The organism is Alkalicoccobacillus gibsonii, assembly GCF_016798245.1.
GTDB lineage: Bacteria > Bacillota > Bacilli > Bacillales > Bacillaceae_D > Alkalicoccobacillus > Alkalicoccobacillus gibsonii.
Map to the genome: position 1 here is coordinate 312,271 of NZ_JAEUZA010000002.1, position 19,085 is coordinate 331,355.

Sequence of the window (19,085 nt, forward strand, 5' to 3'; positions counted from 1 at the left end):
AGAAGCCTCCTAAGATTTAAATTAACTTGTAACTGTTATTATTACATGTATTTATAATAGTTACAAGTTAGGTGTTTGTCAATAGAATTGAGTGGTCTATTCATAAGCCCACATATTGTTCGTCTTACCAATCTGTACTATACTTGTAATAGCATTTGTTACAAGAATGGATGGTGCAATATGTCGATTAGTAGTCGATTTTCAGTAGGGATACATCTGTTATCTCTTTTAGATATAGATAAAGATCAACCAGAAATAAATACTTCTGAATTCTTAGCAGGAAGTGTGAATACGAATCCCGCCGTTGTTCGCAAAATTATGGGGATGCTCAGGAATGCTGGACTTGTGAAAACAAGACCGGGAAAAGCAGGAGCGGAGCTTGCAAAGGATTTGTCTGAAGTAACACTGCTTGACGTGTATAAGGCTGTAGAAGCTGTGAAAGAAAATCAATTGTTTAGTATTCATGATGATCCGAACCCAAAATGTATTGTCGGTCGAAACATACAGCATTCCATCGGTGAGCACTTTAATGAGGCCCAGCAAGCCCTGGAGCGATCATTGGAAAAAACAACAGTGGACCAGGTTGTCCGCCAAATCGAGAAGGATGAGGCATCAGAAGAGCGTCACTGATCATCTTGTTGTTTCTAACCTCGTGCGTTATCATTAAGGTCTTAAGGTCAGATCATTGGAGTGAGCACATGCTTGAAGATCAGATTCATCAAGTGAAAAAAACAACGATGTCTCAAAATATTGTTCAACAGCTGATGGAATTAATTATAAATGGGACGATTCCGCCTGGTGGGAAGCTGCCAAGTGAAAGAAAGCTTATGGAAATGTTTGGTGTTGGAAGAAGCACATTAAGAGAAGCCATTCGTGCCTTAGCAGCACTTGGGCTAATTGACGTGCGTGTGCCAGAGGGTACCTTTGTAGCAGAAAGCTTTGGTGACTTTTTTACAAAGCATCTCGAGCTTATGTCAAAAATAAGCTTTGATAACATTCTTGAGCTTGTAGAAGCAAGAGTGGGAGTTGAAGTCATTCTTGCTGAAATGGCAGCGAAAAAGTCAACAGATGAAGATCATGTGCGACTTGATGATGTCGTTAAGCGGATGCAACGTGCGAGCAACCATGATACGTTCCTGGAGCTTGATCTAGAGTTTCATCGATTGATCGCAGAAATGGCGAGAAACTCCTTTCTAACAGAGGTTCTTCAAATATCAAGTGTAGTAACAAAGGTCTGGATGGCAAAGGTAATCGAAGGCTATTCGATCCAACAAAAGCTAATGGATCAGCACCTCGCAGTGGCACAAGCCATAAAAGAAAAAAATACCGAAAAAGCAAAAGAAGCGATGTCGATTCACTTAGACACGATCAACCAGCTTCTCGTTGAATATAAACAAAAAAATGGAGAGGTCTCAGTCGACTAACTGAGTCTCTCCGTTTTGTTTTATTTATCTTCAACAAGAATATAGCAAGCGCGAACGGGTCCATGAACTCCAACAACTAAATTCATCTCAATATCAGCACTGTTACTAGGTCCAGAAACAAAGTTCACACAGGAGGGAATCGCTTCTCCCGCTTCAACCTTTTGATGAAGCATCCGAGTTGCTTGGCTAATACGAGGCACAAGTGAGCTTTTAGGAATGATAGCAATAAATGATTTGGGAAGGAAGCTGACAGATCGCCCCTTCCCGGAATCGTGGAGTAATGTAACGGTTCCAGACTCAGCAAGCGTCATATCAGAAAACGTTATGCCAACGTCCGCATGTTCTGCAAAGGTGATATTTCCTTGTTCATCTTGCGTTTCCCACGCACGAACATGATGGCCTTTCTCTTTGTGCAACGCAAAGTAGGAATCAAGACCATACTCGGTAAAGCGGGGATCCTGCCAGTGAATAATGGATGAAGCCTCGTAATCGTTTAGGACTTTATCAAGAGTAGTTGAAAGTGTATCAAGAGTGGTTTCCTCCACCTGAGTATGAATGGCGAGACATCGGTCTTTAAGCTGTGCCACAAGCTCATCCTGGCTGGCATCCGTCGACACGTCCCACTGAGGGCGTTTTTTCCACGTTGGACGCTCGACTGCTTTTTTTCGCGGGCGACCGAGGTTTTTGGCAATCTCATTTAAAAACATCTCTTGATTGGTTTCTTTAGTTGTCATGCGCTACACCTCCTTTTTCTTTCTTAAACCAGCTTCGGAAGGACTCGTTAGCGGGTGTTGGGAAGTCACGGATGTCTGTCCATGGTTTCATTGGACCTGGCCCCCGAACGATTTTCCCATTCTTTACGAGTGGCTTCATGAGCTTTGGAGCAAGCTTTGTACCCGTACGTAACAGATTTGAGTTGCTCATCGCCATACCAAAGCCTTTCATCGCAAGCTTTTCACCCCAAGTACTTAATTTTTCGTCCTCAACAATCTTCCGACGATGCTCGATTAAAAGTGAGTGGAGTGGAATCTTCACTGGACATGCATCCGTACAGGCAGCACAAAGGCTTGAAGCAAATGGAAGCTCCTTATGATCATCGTATCCTCCAAGTAGTGGGGAGAGCACCGCACCGATTGGGCCTGGATAAATGGATCCATACGAGTGTCCACCAATGTGCCGATAGATCGGGCACACATTAATACAGGCTGCGCAACGAATACATTGCAAGACCGATTGAAACTCTGTTCCTAAAATAGAAGAACGGCCATTGTCGACTACGACCAAATGAAACTCTTCTGGTCCGTCTGTTTCTCCATCGCGCCTTGGGCCAGTGAGACCTGTAACGTAGCTTGTCAGGTTTTGACCAACTGCACTACGGCAGAGCATAGTTACCATCACATCAAGCTCTTCCCATGTAGGAACAATTCGCTCCATTCCCATTACAGCAATTTGCGTGTTCGGCAAATCTGCGGTTAGATGTGCATTTCCTTCATTTGTGACTAAAGCGATAGAACCTGACTCAGCAACTGCGAAATTACAGCCAGTGATTCCAAGATCAGCTGTTAAAAATTCCTGGCGTAGCTGTTCTCTTGCAAACAATGCTAACTCTTCGGGCTTAGACGTTCCTCTATATTGACGTTTTGTATCAAACGTATCGCGAATTTGATCGCGGTTTTTATGAAGAGCAGGTGCCACAATGTGAGACGGAGGATCGTGATCATCAAGCTGAAGGATATACTCACCTAGATCAGACTCAATCACCTCACAGCCAATCGATTCTAAAGCATGATTCATCCCAATTTCTTCGGTAACCATTGATTTTGATTTGATAATCTTTTTGGCTTCTTTTTTCTGTGCTACATCTTTGATATAGTCATTTGCTTCTTGAGCGGTTTGTGCAAAGAAAATATTTCCACCGCTTTTCTCTACATTGGTCGCAAGCTGTTCTAAATAATAATCTAGGTTTTCAAGCGTATGCTGGCGGATTTCCTCTGCCTGCTCCCGCCAATCCTCCCAATTGCCTAGCTGATCAGAAGAACGTGTTTTTGCATTTTTTAAACGCTCTTGTGCCGAAACAACAGACCCTCTCATAAATGAATCATCAAGCCCCTTATTTACCCGGTCAAAAAACGGTTTGTCTCCGATTTTCATTGGCATGTCGGTATCCTCCTTACACCTTTTGTTGATTTAAAATTTCAGCAATATGCTTTACTTGAACAGGTTTCCCGAGTCGCTCAAGCCGACCACTAATATTCATCAGACATCCACAATCGGCCCCAATCAACACATTTGAACCCGTTTCTTCAATATGAGCAATCTTCTCATCAACCATTTGCTCTGAAATCGGTTTCATTTTTACGGAGAATGTTCCTCCAAACCCACAACAGGTTTCTCTACCAGGGAGCTCCGTATAATCAAGTCCCTCCACCTGCTTGAGGAGCTTCATAGGAGCGTCCTTTACACCGAGTAATCTCGTCATATGGCACGAAGAATGAAATGTAGCCTTAGCTTCACATGCTGCTCCAACGCCCTCAACCCCAAGCACATCTACTAGAAACTGAGTGAATTCATATGTTTTAGCTGCAAGTTCTTCGGCGCGTTTTAACCAGACGCCAGAGTCATCCTTAAAGAGATGTGGATATTCATGGAGCATCGCAGCACAGGAACCAGAAGGCGCCACAACATATTCAGAGTGTTCAAATGCACGAATCATTTTTTTAGCAACTTCCTTTGTTTCCTTATGATACCCACTGTTAAAAGCAGGCTGCCCACAACAGGTTTGACTTGCAGGGAAGTCTACGGTGCACCGTAGTCGCTCCAGCACCTCAACCACGTCTTTCCCGACGTTTGGATAAAATACATCTGCCAAACACGTAATGAATAACGATACCTTCAAGCCGCTCACTCCCATTTTGTCATATGGTCAGACCATTAAATGTTGATTTCATTATAAACCGGGCGGGAGGGGAGTTCAATAGATAAATAGGGAGGGGGTGAGGAATTGAAACGTTAACCGCGTAAAGTGAAACGATAGACCCTAAGGTGAAACGTTAACCTCACAAAGTGAAACGATAGAGCCCAAAGTAAAACGTTAACCCCCTTTACTCAAAACCCCAACGCTCACGCCCCATCGATCATCACCGACAAAAATCTGCCTGTTCCTCTCCACGTCACCTTTACAACAAACATCCTTGCTTAACATTCTACATGCTTTTCCTACTGACTTTAAAAATACTTTATCTTCCATTCATAGATGCTTAATGATCGGAACGTAGCATAGGAGCTAGTAAGCCAATCAAACATTTCTAGGAGGCAGATACATGAAAACGTACTGGACGATAGGGAGCACGGCAGCGATTGCTTTACTTATGATGACAGGGTGTGGATCAACTCCTTCCTCAGATACTGTAAGTGGAGCCACTCCGGATGAGCCTGTAGAACTTACATATTGGTACGCATGGGGAGACAAGATTGGAGAGAACAATGAAAATCTAGTGGCTCAGTTTAACGAAGAGCATCCTACCATTCAAGTAACGGCAGAGTTTCAAGGTACATATGATGAGCTTCATGCAAAAACACAGGCAGCCTTTGCAGCGAAGGATGCACCAGAGGTCACACAGAATGAAATTGCTTCGGTTGAGACCTTTGCCAAAAATGGGATGACGCAGAGCTTGCAGCCTTTTATTGATGCAGATGGGCTTGATATAGAGGATTTTAATGAAGGGTTGATGGGGAACTCGTATGTGGAGGATGAGATCTATGCGCTTCCGTATCTCCGCAGTACACCCATCCTATATTTGAACACAACGATTCTCGAGGAAAAGGGTCTTGATCCTGCTGGTCCAAAGACATGGGATGAGTTTAAGGAATATGCGGCTGTTTTGTCTGAGGATGGGACGATGAAGGGTGCAACAATGCCGATTGATATTTGGTTCTACGAAGCCTTTGTGACACAAGCTGGTGGAACCATGATTGATGAGGACGGTCAGCCTGCATTTAATAGTGAGGCAGGAGCGGAAGCCATTGATTTTATAAGTGCGATGTATGAAGAAGGCTCCATTAAGGTTCCTACTGGAGATGTTGCAGGAGATACAGCGAAGCAGGATTTTGTAAATGGAAAGTCGGGAATGATGCTCAGCTCAACAGCTGACCTTACGTATTTAATGACAAATGCTAAAGAACAGGGATATGAGGTGGATACAGCCTTTATGCCTGAAAACAAGCAGTTCGGGGTTCCGACGGGCGGAGCGAATCTTGTCATGACAGCTGGCTTGGACGAGGTAAAACAAGAGGCCGCTTGGACATTTATTAAATGGATGACTGATACCGACCAAACTGCGTATGCAAGTGAATTTACAGGTTATTTGCCAAGTAGACACTCTGCATCTGAAACAGAGGCGATGCAGAAGGTGTACGATGAAGTTCCTCAATATAAAACAGCGGTTGATCAGCTTGAATATGCGCATGAACGTCCAATGGTAGAAGGCTATCCCGAAGTCGTAAATGCATTAGTAGAGGAAATCACACGAGCGGTCCTACAGGATGGCACAAGTCAGGATGCCTTAGATAATGCAGAAAAACGCGCGGAAGCAGTCTTGAAATAATTAAGGAAGGGAGAGGGGACTATGGCTAGTATTACCCTTAAGAACATCAGCAAACGCTTTGGAGATGAACGGGTCATTGACAACTTGAATTTGCACATTAAAGACGGTTCATTCACCGTGTTTGTTGGTCCTTCTGGATGCGGGAAGTCAACAACGCTTAGAATGATCGCGGGACTTGAGGAGCAGTCGGAGGGAGAGATCTGGATCGATGACCAACGTATCGATCATCTCCCTCCGGGTAAACGAAATATTGCAATGGTGTTCCAAAACTATGCCCTCTACCCAAGTATGACGGTTAAAGGGAATATTGAATTCGGTCTTAAAAATAAGAAGGTACCAAAAGCAGAAAGGGAGGCGCTGATCCACGATATTGCTAGTATCGTGGGTCTGACTCCTTATCTATCAAAAAAGCCACAGGTTCTTTCAGGTGGACAGCGCCAACGAGTGGCACTTGCAAGAGCGATGGTGAAGAAGCCAAAGGTCTTTGTATTTGATGAGCCTCTTTCTAATCTTGATGCCAAGCTAAGAGGGCAGATGCGTACAGAGCTGATCCAGCTTCATAAACGCCTGGGTACAACGTTTGTGTATGTCACACATGATCAAACAGAGGCGATGTCGATGGGTGATGAAATTGTCATCCTACATAAAGGGTTGATTCAGCAGATGGATAAACCGATGACAATCTACCACCAGCCAGCGAATGTCTTTGCTGCTCAGTTCATTGGCACTCCTGCTATGAATGTGTTCACTATGGATGAACTGCCTGAGTCGTTTCAGCATGTGGGGCAAGAGGTGAATCAAATTGGGTTCCGTCCAGAGCATGTCACCATTTCCAAAAGTCTTGCTCTATCGGGAGAAAAAGCGATTGTCAAAGCGGAGATTAAGACAGTCGAAACCTTAGGATCTGAGACATTGTACCAGCTTGAAACGTCCTTTGGAGGGATGGTCGCTAAAAGCATTGAACCGCCCCTTTCAATGGGAGATAAGGTATACATTAGTGTTGCGCGCGGACATCTCCATTATTTTGACCAAAATGGGGTGGCGATAACGAAGCCTCATGTTGTTCACGAAGAGGTGGGCATTGAAGCATGATGCAAAAAGCACAGCCTTATTTAATGATTCTTCCATCTCTTATTGTGTTTGGATTGTTTTTTCTCTACCCTATCGGCTATTTAGTTCAGCTCAGTTTACATGATTGGAACTTTATCAGCCCAGAGATGAATTTTATCGGACTCGAAAACTTTATGCAGCTTTTTCGTGATACTGAATTTAGAGAGGTTTTGCTCAACACCTCAGTGTACACCGTGGCAAGCGTAAGTGTAACAACGATTCTCTCGATCTTCCTTGCCCTTTGGTTAAATAAACAAGGCTGGTTCTATACATTCTTGCAAGGAGCCATCTTTAGTCCACACGTCATCTCACTAGTGTCCATTGCGTTGTTATGGATGTGGATGATGGAGCCGGATTATGGCTTGTTGAATTGGGCACTAAATCTTTTTGGCTTAAACGGCATACAATGGTTGAACGCGCCAGAGACGTCCTTGTTTTCTCTTATAGTTGTAGCTGTTTGGAAGGGGCTTGGTTTTAACACGTTGATTTTTATTGCAGGCCTTCAAAGTATTCCAAAGTCCGTCTACGAAGCAGCAGATTTAGATGATGCTACAAGGTTTAGTCGGTTTCGAGAGATTACGTTACCGATGCTATCACCAACCATCTTCTTTCTTGTCATTATCAATCTAATAGGGTCATTCCAAGTATTTGAGACGATTTCGATTATGACACAGGGTGGTCCCATAAACTCAACAAATATGATCGTGTATTACATCTACGAATATGGGTTCCAATACTTTAAAATTGGCTATGCTTCGGCAGCGGGTGTCTTGTTATTAATTATTATTAGTGTGTTTACGGCGATTTACTTCTGGCTCTTATCACGTCGTGTTCATTATCAATAAGGAAAGGAGCCTTTATTATGAATGGAGTAAAACGTTCGATCAATGTGGTGGGTCTAGTCCTTCTTGCTCTCGTTTTTCTATTTCCGTTTTTATGGATGGTATCAACCTCTCTTAAAACATTAGGCGAAGCCATGACCTTTCCCCCTAAATGGTTACCGGACTCGTTTCAATGGCAGAACTTTGTTTCGGCCTGGAATTCTGGTCCGTTTCTGCAGTACTTAACAAATAGCTTGCTCGTCACAGGTGGGATCCTTGTTTTCCAATTTATCACGGTTGTACCGGCTGCTTACGCCTTTGCTAGGTATCAATTCCGTGGGCAGAAGGTTTTATTCGCTCTCATTATGATCACATTAATGATTCCTGCGCAGTTAATTTTTCTACCAGTTTATATTCAAATGAGTAACTGGGGTCTATTAAATCAGGTGTGGGCATTAATTCTCCCATTTGCTTCAAGCGCCTTCGGAATCTTTCTCTTAAGGCAGTCGTTTAAACAGGTTCCTCACGAACTAATTGAAGCGGCAAGACTGGATGATGCGAGCGAATGGAAGATTATGTGGCGTGTCATGGTGCCACTTGCTAAACCAACTTTAATTACGTTTGCATTGTTTAGCTTCATTACTCATTGGAACGATTACTTCTGGCCGCTTGTTATGACAACAAACAATGATGCGCGCACACTTCCAGTGGGCATTGCTCAGCTGAGAAATACGGAGGGTGGGGTGTCCTGGAATACGTTAATGGCAGGAAATATGCTTTTAGTGATCCCTGTTTTGTTTGTGTTTTTTATGGCGCAACGTCAGATTATCCGTGCCTTTACCTACACTGGAGTGAAATAAGAGAGGATGAATGAGATGAAATGTATCGCACATCGAGGTTGGTCGAGTTATGCCCCGGAAAATACTTTGGCTGCTTTTTACAAGGCGTTAGAGCATGACTGGATCTTTGGAATTGAACTAGATGTTCATTTAAGTAAGGATGGGATTCCGGTGGTGATCCATGATCATACATTGGAGCGAACAACAAACGGAGCAGGTGAAGTAAGAGATTTTACGTTCAGCGAATTATCTCAGCTTGATGCAGGTAGCTGGTGTCGCGAGTCCTTCTCAGGGGAACGGATCCCAAGCTTGGAACAGGCGCTTGCTGCGATGAAGGATTCAGATAAGAAAGTGACGATTGAATTAAAGCAAGTCGGCTCACGCTACATTGGTATGGAAGAAGCAGTTGTGGAGGTTGTCGATCGACTTGATATGATGCAGCAAGTTATTTTTGCTTCCTTTGACCATACATCAGTGAAACGAATTGAACAGTTAGCTCCTCATGCCCATAGAGGACTTATCATTGGTCAGCTCCCTAACCTCATTTTAGAACAATTGCATTATGTAGCAGCTGACTATGTGATGATTGAGCACCATTTTGCGGATGCGGCACTCATTAAGCATTTGCAGGAAAATGGAATACATGTGGGAGTCTGGACGATTGATGATGAACTTATTGTCAATCGAAGCCGCACAATGTATGAGGATGTATACATTACAACAAACAATCCACGCATTTTAAAGGATCATATCTTAAAATCTACTACGATCTAAAAGAAGTAAATTGCTTTGTGTTCCCTGCTTATTCGGCTATGATAGAACCAGAGAGAAGAGTGGTTAGGAGTGTTGGTATGCCGAATTTGCAGGATGTTATTTTATATGAAAGCAAACATCAAGAGAAAGACTTTGTTCAGCCTCATAGTCACCAAACGCATCAAATCTTGTATGTTCTGGATGGGCAGGGTCGGTGTCAGTTAAATGAACACACATCTCCCCTAAAGCCAGATAGCATGATTGTCATTCCCCCTCATACGGAACATTCGATTCTCGCAGCGTCTAAGATGACGGTGCTTATTTTGGAATTCTCGCATCTTCATGTAGATGCTGATACTAGAGAGTTTTTGATCAAACCTGTTTTCAAGGAACCAAAGGTCTGGAGTCTTAATCTATTTGTTAGCAGTGAGATTAGACAATTACTAAGAAAAATGTTGTACGAACAGTCGCAGGAGAGCATCGAGTATAAGCTCGGCATTAAGCTTTTGCTTAGTCAGCTTCTTTTTATCCTCATGAGAGCCAACCAGTCCATGGCACAGCTGGACTCGAATACACTCAGGTCTAGTTGGTTAAAGGAATATATTGATTCAAACTTTTATCAAATTACAAGTATAGAAGAGATGGCTGGGAAGATGGGGATTAGCTCTAGATACATGAACCAGATGTTCACGGAAGTATATGATCAAACACCTATGCGTTATCTAACCGAAGTACGATTAACCCGTGTGAAGAAAATGCTGACGGAAACGGATTTGGATATAGTAACGATTTGTTTTGAGGTTGGCTTTGAATCGCTTTCTACCTTTTACAGAGTGTTTAAAAAGCAGGTGGGGGTACCACCCAATCGGTACCGGACTACGTATGTGGGAAGGGCAGATGAGTAGCATGAGTAGAGTAGGAGAGAGAAGAGTTTGGGGATAAATAAAAATCAACACTAAAAAGGCGAATGATTCGATTGCAGAATCATTCGCCTTTTGTGATTTTGTTTGAACAAGTGGAAGGAGAACCCGAGACTCCTACGGAACAGAACGCGGTGAAGACACTTTAGCGGCGCTTTTCCCGCGAAAGGGGCTGAGGCCGTTCCCGTGGAAAGCGAGGGATTCTCCTGTAGCGGATATTGTGCTATGTTCGTGTTTAGCTATCCACACTAATGTTTTGTCTCAGCTCTTTTCTCACTCATACAATGCTTTATCTTCAACCTTGTGCGTAACAAACGTAATCACAAGTCCTAGCAGAATCAAACTCGCAGCGACAAATGTTACGGTCGTATAGCTACCAGTCGCCTCGAGTACCTGGGTACCAAGAAAGGCACCGATGGCATTAGCGAGATTAAAGACAGAGGCAGCGACCGTCCCTGAAAGAGATGGGGCTTCTCTTGCTGCAATGATAATTTTTGAATTGAGTAGAGGTGTCGTTCCAAAGGTTCCAACACCGAATAGGAAGCAGATGACAAACGCTGTAATTGAAAACTGTAACAGGTACGTGAACGATACCAAAACGACAGCAAGCATGATGAGCGCACCCATCAAACGTTCTGTGAGCAATCTAGGTAACACACGCCCTGATGCAAAGTTGCCGATCACTGCACCAACTCCAAAACAGAAGAGGGCAGCCGTAATTGCAGTCACTTCAAATCCAGCGAATTCACGTAGCATTGGTTCTTTGAAGGTATACGCTGTAAAGACCCCAGAGAATCCAAAGACAATAATCGCAATGACAAGTAATACGCTTTTATTTTTAAACATTCCTAACTCTTTCTTCAAATTAGGAGTGTCAATTGGTTTGTGGTTTGGTGTCGTTAGAATAATGCCGATAAAGGCAATGGCTCCAAGGATCGCAATAAACCAGAATACATATCTCCAGTCAAAGATCCCACCTAGATAAGAACCAAATGGAACACCAAGCATGATGGCTATGGTTAATCCACCTTGTACAGCGGCAATTGCTGCTGTGCGTTTCTCAGGGGTGGAAATGTTAACCGCTACAGCCATGCTTAACCCAAAGAATGGCGCATGCATCGTTGCAGACAACAGCCTTGATACTAAGAGCATTTCAAAGTTAGGTGCAGTAGCCGCAATGATATTACTGACAACAAAGATCCCCATGAATACGATTAGTAATCTTTTAGTAGAGAACTTAATGGTTATCATACGCAAAATTGGGCCAAATACGGCAACACCTAATGCGTATACACTGAGCAGTAGTCCTGTTGTTGAAATTGGTACATCTAAATCATTCGAGAATTGAGTAAGCAAACCTGTCACTACATATTCAGTCATTCCAATAGCAAATGTGGAAAGCATAAATATGATGAGCACAGTTCTTCTTGAAGCCTGTAAACGATTCATTTCATCACCCCTCACAATTAACTTTTTTATCAGCACAAGCGGTTATAGTAAAACATATTTGGGGTGATGTCTAGACATATTACTCAAAAAGAAAAAGTTTGCAAAATGACCGCGCTTACTTCGTTTTTTAAATGGAAAAAACCAGAAAGAACGGCTCTCTTTCTGGTCAGATTCATTAGATATTTTCTTTTAGTCGTTTTAAGATTTTAGCATAGTCATCTGGATCCACCCCTGGAGCAAAGAGCTGAGGTGTTTCTTCCAAATCAGGAATCGGTGCTCCTTCGGGAACGCCATCAATTACTCGAAGAGGCTCTTTTGTCTCAGGGTTTTCACCTTTCCAGATCTGAGCGATGTCCCGGTATTCTGGCTCTCCCCACGTGTAAAGTACATTATAGAGGCCTTGGTCAATAAACTTGTTGGCTTCACTAAATTTTGTATTATCTGGATAAGGAACAGGAAGCATCTTGCCGATGTCAACGCCTGTGGCCACTTGAATTGCTTTAGCATAGGCAATAATATGTGTGCCTCCTCTAACAAGTAAGTATCCACACAGTTCTCGTACGGTTGGGTTTGTCGACATTTCATATACTCTCATCTTATGATGACGAGCCCCAATCTCCAAGGTATAATTGTGTAAGAGATCTTCAATTAATGCACCACTATTGGTTACAAACGTTCCATTCCATGGTCTACCCATCCCATCCCCCGGAAAAGCCGTTTGAGCAGTTGTCGTGAAATGTGTTGAATAGCGTTTGTCCTTCCCATTTTGAAGAGGTGCTGTGTCTGGATCACCAGGGAATGTAGTTCCATATGAAACGAGATTAATCGCATTTGCGACGAGTTCAACGTGCCCAAACTCTTCTGCTGTAATACTAGCAATTAAGTCATAGAAGGGTTTGAATTTTGACTTTCCACGAAAGTTAAAGGATTGAAACATATAATTATTTAAGGTAGACATTTCACCAAACTTCCCACCTAACAATTCTTGGACAGCTGCAGCAGCGTTTGCATCCCCGTGTTCTGGACGAGGTAATTCAATGGCTAACTTATTGATTCGTTTAATCATGAATTCATCCTCCGTTCCTTATTAAAATTGGTTCCGTCTAAGAAACAGGGAAAAACCAGACGATCTGTTGCGTGCGAATGTAAAAGGGCGTCCCACCCATTTCAACAACAATATGATCAGGTTGAACTTCCTTTAGTGTTCCTCGAACAGCACCATGAGTCGTTTGTACCTCTGCCATTGCTCCAACAAGCTCCGATGCTTTTGCATATACATACGGATCTGTAATTGTCCATTGGATCTGCTCATCCACATGAATCATTCCTTCCTTTGTTTTGACCATAGGAAGTATATGCAAAGAATGTAGTGAATATGGCTAGAAATTGTCGAGAAATCCACTTCCGAAATTGAGAATTTGGCGCCTGATCTAGTAAGATTTATGTATGCGCTTTAATTATGATAAGAAGTATTAAAGGGAGAGAGGGGAAACAAACATGGCAACGCACAAAATTGGGATTATTATGAATGGTGTAACAGGTAGAATGGGGACGAATCAACATTTAATTCGCTCAATTGTGGCGATCCGTTCTGAAGGTGGAGTTAAGCTAGCGAATGGAGATGTTCTTTACCCGGATCCAATCCTTGTTGGACGTAACGAAGCAAAGCTTCAAGCTCTTGCAGATAAACACGGAATTGAACGAATTGGGACAGATCTTGAAGCGGCCCTTGCTGATGATCATAATGTAATCTATTTTGATTCCCAAACCACAAATCGTCGTGCAGAAGGAATTAAGCAAGCGATTGCTGCAGGTAAGCACATCTATTGCGAAAAACCAACAGCGACAAGCGTGGAAGGCTCTCTTGAACTGGCAAAACTAGCGAGAGAAGCTGGCGTGAAAAATGGAGTTGTGCAAGATAAATTATTCCTACCAGGACTGTTAAAATTAAAACGCCTAATTGATAGTGGATATTTTGGAGAGATTCTTTCTGTAAAACTTGATTTCGGATACTGGGTATTTGAGGGAGACTGGCAGGAAGGTCAACGCCCAAGCTGGAATTATAGAGAAGAGGACGGCGGCGGAATTATTGTTGATATGTTTGCGCACTGGCGTTATGTGATTGATAACCTGTTTGGCGAAATCAAGTCACTTACTTGCTTAGGTGCTACACATATCCCAAATCGTGTAGATGAAAATGGTGAAACGTACAAAGCAACAGCTGACGATGCAGCGTACGCTATTTTTGAAATGAAGAGTGGAGCCGTGATTCAAGCGAACTCATCGTGGACCACTCGTGTGGATCGAGATGATCTATTAACGATTCAAGTGGATGGAAAGCTTGGTAGTGCAGTGGCAGGCCTGCGCGACTGCAAGACGCAGCATCGTGTGCAGACTCCTCGCCCAACATGGAACCCGGATATTCCAAATCCATTCAACTTCCAGGAGCAGTGGGAGCAGGTACCTGAGAACGAATTCTATGATAACGGATTCAAAATTCAATGGGAGCTCTTCCTTAAGCATATTCATCAAGATGATGCATTCCCTTGGGATTTACTTGAAGGCGCAAAAGGTACGCAGCTTTCTGACCTTGGCTTAGAAGCTTGGCACGGACGTAAGTGGGTAGATGTACCAGATTTAAGTTTATAGGAGGCGTATGATGGGATATCAGGTTAAACTTCCAACGGAGAATCGTACACTTGAAACATATGAACTAAAAGGGACACCATCTGCATTCAGCAGTTCGGGAGGATTTTCCTCCCGTACCGCTTACTCTGCAGCGCATGTTGTAGCCGATCCCCTGTCTTCTAGTCACCCAGTACTTGGTGGAGACATTGATTGGGAGCGGACGCTTCACTACCGTAGACATTTATGGTCTCTTGGCTTTGGTGTAGCCGAAGCGATGGATACGGCTCAGCGAGGAATGGGTTTATCCTGGAAGAGTGCACAGGAGTTAATCAAGCAATCCTCTGTTGAAGCAAAACGTGCTGGTGGTTTAATTGCTTCTGGTGCAGGCACGGATCATCTTGATTTAAGTGTGGAGCATTCATTAGACGATATTGTTCGCGCCTATGCAGAGCAGTGTGAATTTGTTGAAAGTCAGGATAGTGGAATTATTTTAATGGCAAGCCGAGCATTAGCGAAAACGGCCAAGAAACCTGAGGATTATCTTCATGTCTATAGTCAGATTCTTGGTCAAACGGCTAGACCAGTCATTTTGCATTGGCTTGGACCAATGTTTGACCCAGCACTGCAAGGATATTGGGGAGAAGAGGACTATGATCGGGCCATGGACATTTGCTTAGACATGATCCATAAAAACGAAGCAAAGGTAGACGGCATTAAAATCTCACTGCTAGACAAAGACAAAGAGATCAAAATGCGCCGTCTGTTACCAGAATCTGTACGGATGTATACGGGAGATGATTTTAATTATCCAGAACTGATCGCCGGTGATGAGCAAGGATACAGCCACGCACTGCTTGGAATCTTTGATGCCATTGCCCCTGCGGCTGCACACGCCTTACGAGCACTAGATCATCAGGATCTAGAGACGTACAAGCGAGTTCTAGAGCCAACAGTTGAGCTAAGTCGTCATATTTTCCAAACGCCAACTTATGCTTACAAAACGGGAATTGTCTTCATGGCTTATTTGAATGGACATCAATCCCATTTCAAGATGATTGGTGGAGCAGAGGGCACTCGTTCCATTCAACATTTATCGAAGCTCTTTAAGCTAATGGATGAGGCAAACCTCATTCAAGACCAGGAGCTTGCCATTAAACGAATGGATAAAGTACTTCAACTAGCTGGAATTGAACAGGAGGTACACGCATGAGTGACAAGGCAGACATCAGTAAAATTAGCTTAAATCAAATTACAACAGAGAACTGGTCACTTAAAGAAGCAATCGATGGCTGTGAACGAAATGAAGTACCTTGGATTTCAATTTGGCGTCACAAGCTTGCAGAGTACGGTGTGAAGCAAACGGCCGCTCATTTAAAGCAAAGCGGAATTAAAGTCTCCAGCCTATGTCGAGGGGGAATGTTCCCTGCAGCGACTAAAGAGGAACGTGCTAAACGAATTGATGATAACAAGCGCGCCATTGAAGAAGCAGCGGAGATTGGTACAGATACACTTGTTTTAGTGTGTGGACCAGCTCCGGATAAGGATCTCGCGCAAGCAAGAAGATGGGTAGAAGAAGGAATTGAGGCAATCATTCCTCATGCCGAGCAACACGGTATTAAATTAGGCATTGAGCCATTGCATCCGATGTATGCGGCAGACCGTTCGGTTGTGAATACACTCGGGCAGGCAAACGCACTTGTGCAGAAGTACCAGTCAAAACAAGTAGGCGTAGTCGTTGATGTATTCCACGTATGGTGGGATCCTGAGCTTGCAGCTGGAATTGAAGCTGCAAAAGGATCAATCCTTGGTTTCCATGTGTCTGACTGGAAGGTTCCTATTTTAGATATGTTTAAAGGACGTTCCATGATGGGTGATGGCGCCATCGATATCTATGGGATGAGAAAGCAAGTGGAAGCAGCAGGATACCATGGACCGATTGAAGTAGAGATTATGAATCAAGAGCTTTGGGATCGTCCGGGGGATGACGTTCTTAAGTTAATGAAAGAAAGATTTGTAGAACACGTATAAAAAGATAGGAGGGAGAGGTTCATCAATGGGATTAAAAGAAACGATCGAAGAGATCATTCAGTCATTTGAACAAGACCGTCAAATTGATCAGCCTTTTTCTTTTTCTGTGGTAGGAATGGATCACGGACATATCTTTGGTATGGTGGAAGGGTTATGCCGTGCAGGCGCAACCCTTCATCATGTATATGATCGGGATAAAGCCAAGCAACAGAAGCTTTTAGATAAGTACCCGACAGCTATAGCTGCCGAATCTGTTGAACAGGTATTAGAAGATTCATCGGACATGGTTGCGACAGCCATTATTCCTGCAGAGCGGTCTTCACTTGGAATGCGAGTGATCGCTCATGATAAGCACTTCTTCTCTGCAAAAGCAGGATTTACAACGTTGGATCAAGTGAAGCAGGCTCGAGAGGCTGTTGAGGCTTCAACAAAAAGCTGGTCGATCTATTTTGGAGAACGCTTAGGAGTAGAATCAGCAATTCTTGCAGAAGTACTTGTGAACAACGGTTTGATTGGACGTGTGTTTCAAGTGACGGGATCTGGACCGCACAGATTAAGTAAAGAAAAAAGAGATGACTGGTTTTTTGATCGAAATAAAAATGGAGGCATCCTCATTGATATTGCGAGCCATCAATTTGATCAATTCCTGATCTATACAGGTGCAACGGACGCGAAGGTCATGCACAGTAAAATAGCTAATTATCATCATCCTGAGTTTGAGGACTGGGAAGACTTTGGTGACGCGACATTGCTTGGAAACAACGGAGCTACACAGTATGTTCGTGTAGACTGGTTTACACCTGATGGCTTGTCTAACTGGGGAGATGGACGGACTGTACTGTTTGGAACGGATGGATATATTGAGCTTCGCAAATATCTTGATGTTGGACGCACATCTGAGCGTAACCATCTATACATTGTCGATCATAAAGAAGAACTGCATGTACCGGTAGAAGGGCGTGTTGGTAAGCCATACTTCTACGATCTCATAAAGGATTGTCAAAATGGAACAGATCAGGCTATGACGCAAGAGCATGTATTCCGCGTGTCTGAACTAGCAATCGAAGCCCAGGAACAAGCCGTGCGTTTAAGTGGCTGGGAGGATATCAAATGAATAACGGGAATAAACCAAATGTTGTATTAATCGGAATAAATGGATACGGGGCGAGTTATCTGCGTTGGTTGTTGGAACGCGAGGATGCTACTCTCGAGGGAGTTGTTGAAATTGCTGCTGAAAAGAGTGGCTTCTTTGACGTTCTCCAAGAAAGATCAATCCCAATTTATAAAACCATTGAAGCATTTTATGAAAGTCACAACGCTGAGTTAGCCATCATCTCAACTCCCATTCACCTGCATACGAAACAGGCTGTATACGCAATGGAGCATGGCAGCCATGTGTTATGCGAAAAGCCATTAACAGGAGACCCGAAGGACCTATCTGTTTGGGAGTCTGTCTCTAGGGATACAGGGAAGTGGGCTGCAGTAGGATTTAATTGGTCATTTACGGAGTCCATTCAAGCCTTAAAACAAGACATATTAGCTGGGCGGTTTGGCCGAGCCATTCAACTGAAGACGTTAGTTCTCTGGCCGCGGACGGAAGAATACTTTAATCGTTCTGCATGGGCTGGCAAAAAGTTCAGCCCAGACGGCACGTATATTATGGATAGCATTGCTAATAATGCAACCGCTCATTTTCTACACAATATGTTCTACATTTTAGGTGATGGCATCGAGACAAGTGCATCCGTAAAAAATGTTGAAGCCGATTTATATCGTGTGAATCCTATTGAAACCTTTGATACATGTGCAGTTCAAATGAAAACAACAGACGATGTAGACCTACTATTCTTAGCGTCTCATGCAGTCAAAGAAACAGAAGGCCCCATTTTTCATTATGAATTTGAAAAGGGTACAATCTCATTTAGTGCAGAAGACGAAGAGCCTTCCATGCGGGCGACCTTTAAAGATGGAACAACAGAGGACTACGGAAATCCTCATGTTCCACACGTTGATAAATTAAATTGGTGCTTAAAGGCTTTGCATGAAAAGAATGCAATCCCTCCATGTGACTTCAGGACAGCGGCTACTCATGTTCAAGTGTTAGGGGAAATCAATGACCAATTAGAGGCGGTCAAAGAATTTCCGGAGGAGTTAAAGCGATATGAATCTAGCACAAAGCTTTTATATGTTAAAGGAGTTCGTGAAAAGTTAACCGAAGCGTTTCAAAATGGGGTGACTCCGGTTTCTTTGATCTAGCTTGAGAACGATTTCTCTTTTAATAAGTAAAAATGACAGGACCAATCATTCTCTATTGAGAGTTGATGGTCCTGTCATTCGTCATTTCAGCACTTCTCTTTTAGGTGTGAATTTGAGTTCATTTACAGTTAAAAGGGATTTAATCACTGTTATGATAAACTGCATATTGACGGGAACAGGGGAACTTGCTATTCTAATTGAGAATGATTTTTATTACTGCTTAAAACGATTACATATAATGGGGGCAATGAAG

Annotated in this window: 19 protein-coding genes; 13 read left to right on the forward strand and 6 right to left on the reverse strand. The window is 43.3% G+C overall.

Translation table 11 applies throughout. The annotated features are described in order from the left end of the window. Positions 1 to 180: 180 nt before the first annotated feature. Positions 181 to 630 carry an Rrf2 family transcriptional regulator gene (locus JNO66_RS08335; protein ID WP_203087800.1) on the forward strand — a complete coding sequence of 150 codons (450 nt, stop codon included), beginning with the start codon at positions 181 to 183 and terminating at the stop codon, positions 628 to 630. A 68-nt stretch (positions 631 to 698) separates the two neighbouring features. Continuing rightward, positions 699 to 1,424 carry a FadR/GntR family transcriptional regulator gene (locus JNO66_RS08340; protein ID WP_203087801.1) on the forward strand — a complete coding sequence of 242 codons (726 nt, stop codon included), beginning with the start codon at positions 699 to 701 and terminating at the stop codon, positions 1,422 to 1,424. Between the two features lie 20 nt (positions 1,425 to 1,444). Here JNO66_RS08340 and JNO66_RS08345 read toward each other — a convergent pair whose 3' ends face one another. The 3 genes from JNO66_RS08345 to JNO66_RS08355 are packed head-to-tail and all read right to left on the reverse strand — an operon-like array spanning position 1,445 to position 4,320. Beyond that, entirely contained in the window at positions 1,445 to 2,158 is a 714-nt protein-coding gene (locus JNO66_RS08345; protein WP_203087802.1) for a LutC/YkgG family protein, read from the reverse strand. Next, complete coding sequence (locus JNO66_RS08350) at positions 2,148 to 3,581, reverse strand: LutB/LldF family L-lactate oxidation iron-sulfur protein (RefSeq protein WP_203087803.1); 1,434 nt, start codon at positions 3,579 to 3,581, stop codon at positions 2,148 to 2,150. Before JNO66_RS08350 ends, JNO66_RS08345 begins: the two co-directional genes overlap by 11 nt. Positions 3,582 to 3,594: 13 nt before the next feature. Next, entirely contained in the window at positions 3,595 to 4,320 is a 726-nt protein-coding gene (locus JNO66_RS08355; RefSeq protein ID WP_203087804.1) for a (Fe-S)-binding protein, read from the reverse strand. A 424-nt stretch (positions 4,321 to 4,744) separates the two neighbouring features. Here JNO66_RS08355 and JNO66_RS08360 point away from each other — a divergent pair, with 424 nt between their 5' ends. The 6 genes from JNO66_RS08360 (at position 4,745) to JNO66_RS08385 (ending at position 10,456) form a co-directional block, all read left to right on the forward strand. After that, positions 4,745 to 6,028, forward strand: coding sequence for an ABC transporter substrate-binding protein (locus JNO66_RS08360; protein ID WP_203087805.1), 1,284 nt, complete (start codon positions 4,745 to 4,747; stop codon positions 6,026 to 6,028). A 21-nt stretch (positions 6,029 to 6,049) separates the two neighbouring features. Continuing rightward, complete coding sequence (locus JNO66_RS08365) at positions 6,050 to 7,120, forward strand: ABC transporter ATP-binding protein (RefSeq protein ID WP_203087806.1); 1,071 nt, start codon at positions 6,050 to 6,052, stop codon at positions 7,118 to 7,120. Beyond that, positions 7,117 to 7,983 (forward strand): carbohydrate ABC transporter permease, encoded by an 867-nt coding sequence (locus JNO66_RS08370; RefSeq protein WP_203087807.1) that lies wholly within the window; start codon positions 7,117 to 7,119, stop codon positions 7,981 to 7,983. The genes JNO66_RS08365 and JNO66_RS08370 overlap by 4 nt, the downstream gene beginning before the upstream one ends. Positions 7,984 to 8,000: 17 nt before the next feature. After that, positions 8,001 to 8,819: a carbohydrate ABC transporter permease gene (locus JNO66_RS08375; protein ID WP_203087808.1), complete on the forward strand. Its 819-nt coding sequence runs from the start codon at positions 8,001 to 8,003 to the stop codon at positions 8,817 to 8,819. A gap of 15 nt (positions 8,820 to 8,834) precedes the next feature. Then, the gene (locus JNO66_RS08380) at positions 8,835 to 9,572 is read left to right on the forward strand and encodes a glycerophosphodiester phosphodiesterase (protein WP_203087809.1); all 738 of its coding nucleotides are present in this window, start codon (positions 8,835 to 8,837) and stop codon (positions 9,570 to 9,572) included. Positions 9,573 to 9,649: 77 nt separating this feature from the next. Beyond that, on the forward strand, positions 9,650 to 10,456 hold the full coding sequence (locus JNO66_RS08385) for an AraC family transcriptional regulator (protein WP_203087810.1): 807 nt from the start codon (positions 9,650 to 9,652) through the stop codon (positions 10,454 to 10,456). Positions 10,457 to 10,744: 288 nt separating this feature from the next. Here JNO66_RS08385 and JNO66_RS08390 read toward each other — a convergent pair whose 3' ends face one another. From JNO66_RS08390 to JNO66_RS08400, 3 genes are all read right to left on the reverse strand, one after another. Further along, on the reverse strand, positions 10,745 to 11,920 hold the full coding sequence (locus JNO66_RS08390; RefSeq protein WP_203087811.1) for an MFS transporter: 1,176 nt from the start codon (positions 11,918 to 11,920) through the stop codon (positions 10,745 to 10,747). A 175-nt stretch (positions 11,921 to 12,095) separates the two neighbouring features. Further along, positions 12,096 to 12,986 (reverse strand): manganese catalase family protein, encoded by an 891-nt coding sequence (locus JNO66_RS08395; protein ID WP_203087812.1) that lies wholly within the window; start codon positions 12,984 to 12,986, stop codon positions 12,096 to 12,098. Between the two features lie 37 nt (positions 12,987 to 13,023). Beyond that, a complete protein-coding gene (locus JNO66_RS08400) occupies positions 13,024 to 13,266 on the reverse strand; it encodes a YuzF family protein (RefSeq protein WP_246483214.1) in 243 nt (80 codons plus the stop codon). A 151-nt stretch (positions 13,267 to 13,417) separates the two neighbouring features. Here JNO66_RS08400 and JNO66_RS08405 point away from each other — a divergent pair, with 151 nt between their 5' ends. The 5 genes from JNO66_RS08405 to JNO66_RS08425 are packed head-to-tail and all read left to right on the forward strand — an operon-like array spanning position 13,418 to position 18,832. Continuing rightward, positions 13,418 to 14,569, forward strand: coding sequence for a Gfo/Idh/MocA family protein (locus tag JNO66_RS08405; protein ID WP_203087813.1), 1,152 nt, complete (start codon positions 13,418 to 13,420; stop codon positions 14,567 to 14,569). Between the two features lie 10 nt (positions 14,570 to 14,579). After that, positions 14,580 to 15,758, forward strand: a complete 1,179-nt coding sequence (locus tag JNO66_RS08410; RefSeq protein WP_203087814.1) for a dihydrodipicolinate synthase family protein — start codon at positions 14,580 to 14,582, stop codon at positions 15,756 to 15,758. Then, the gene (locus JNO66_RS08415) at positions 15,755 to 16,576 is read left to right on the forward strand and encodes a sugar phosphate isomerase/epimerase family protein (protein WP_203087815.1); all 822 of its coding nucleotides are present in this window, start codon (positions 15,755 to 15,757) and stop codon (positions 16,574 to 16,576) included. The genes JNO66_RS08410 and JNO66_RS08415 overlap by 4 nt, the downstream gene beginning before the upstream one ends. A gap of 25 nt (positions 16,577 to 16,601) precedes the next feature. After that, positions 16,602 to 17,690 (forward strand): Gfo/Idh/MocA family protein, encoded by a 1,089-nt coding sequence (locus JNO66_RS08420; protein ID WP_203087816.1) that lies wholly within the window; start codon positions 16,602 to 16,604, stop codon positions 17,688 to 17,690. Next, positions 17,687 to 18,832, forward strand: coding sequence for a Gfo/Idh/MocA family protein (locus tag JNO66_RS08425; RefSeq protein WP_203087817.1), 1,146 nt, complete (start codon positions 17,687 to 17,689; stop codon positions 18,830 to 18,832). Before JNO66_RS08420 ends, JNO66_RS08425 begins: the two co-directional genes overlap by 4 nt. The last annotated feature ends 253 nt before the right edge of the window (positions 18,833 to 19,085 follow it).

What these genes read in the sequence shown, in the direction of transcription:
- JNO66_RS08385 (WP_203087810.1), top strand. Translation starts at nt 9,650, where the DNA reads ATGCCGAATTTGCAGGATGTTATTTTATATGAAAGCAAACATCAAGAG.
- JNO66_RS08360 (WP_203087805.1), top strand. Translation starts at nt 4,745, where the DNA reads ATGAAAACGTACTGGACGATAGGGAGCACGGCAGCGATTGCTTTACTT.
- JNO66_RS08350 (WP_203087803.1), bottom strand. Translation starts at nt 3,581, where the DNA reads ATGCCAATGAAAATCGGAGACAAACCGTTTTTTGACCGGGTAAATAAG.
- JNO66_RS08425 (WP_203087817.1), top strand. Translation starts at nt 17,687, where the DNA reads ATGAATAACGGGAATAAACCAAATGTTGTATTAATCGGAATAAATGGA.
- JNO66_RS08340 (WP_203087801.1), top strand. Translation starts at nt 699, where the DNA reads ATGCTTGAAGATCAGATTCATCAAGTGAAAAAAACAACGATGTCTCAA.
- JNO66_RS08370 (WP_203087807.1), top strand. Translation starts at nt 7,117, where the DNA reads ATGATGCAAAAAGCACAGCCTTATTTAATGATTCTTCCATCTCTTATT.
- JNO66_RS08380 (WP_203087809.1), top strand. Translation starts at nt 8,835, where the DNA reads ATGAAATGTATCGCACATCGAGGTTGGTCGAGTTATGCCCCGGAAAAT.
- JNO66_RS08415 (WP_203087815.1), top strand. Translation starts at nt 15,755, where the DNA reads ATGAGTGACAAGGCAGACATCAGTAAAATTAGCTTAAATCAAATTACA.
- JNO66_RS08405 (WP_203087813.1), top strand. Translation starts at nt 13,418, where the DNA reads ATGGCAACGCACAAAATTGGGATTATTATGAATGGTGTAACAGGTAGA.
- JNO66_RS08365 (WP_203087806.1), top strand. Translation starts at nt 6,050, where the DNA reads ATGGCTAGTATTACCCTTAAGAACATCAGCAAACGCTTTGGAGATGAA.
- JNO66_RS08335 (WP_203087800.1), top strand. Translation starts at nt 181, where the DNA reads ATGTCGATTAGTAGTCGATTTTCAGTAGGGATACATCTGTTATCTCTT.
- JNO66_RS08420 (WP_203087816.1), top strand. Translation starts at nt 16,602, where the DNA reads ATGGGATTAAAAGAAACGATCGAAGAGATCATTCAGTCATTTGAACAA.
- JNO66_RS08375 (WP_203087808.1), top strand. Translation starts at nt 8,001, where the DNA reads ATGAATGGAGTAAAACGTTCGATCAATGTGGTGGGTCTAGTCCTTCTT.
- JNO66_RS08400 (WP_246483214.1), bottom strand. Translation starts at nt 13,266, where the DNA reads ATGGTCAAAACAAAGGAAGGAATGATTCATGTGGATGAGCAGATCCAA.
- JNO66_RS08410 (WP_203087814.1), top strand. Translation starts at nt 14,580, where the DNA reads ATGGGATATCAGGTTAAACTTCCAACGGAGAATCGTACACTTGAAACA.
- JNO66_RS08345 (WP_203087802.1), bottom strand. Translation starts at nt 2,158, where the DNA reads ATGACAACTAAAGAAACCAATCAAGAGATGTTTTTAAATGAGATTGCC.
- JNO66_RS08390 (WP_203087811.1), bottom strand. Translation starts at nt 11,920, where the DNA reads ATGAATCGTTTACAGGCTTCAAGAAGAACTGTGCTCATCATATTTATG.
- JNO66_RS08395 (WP_203087812.1), bottom strand. Translation starts at nt 12,986, where the DNA reads ATGATTAAACGAATCAATAAGTTAGCCATTGAATTACCTCGTCCAGAA.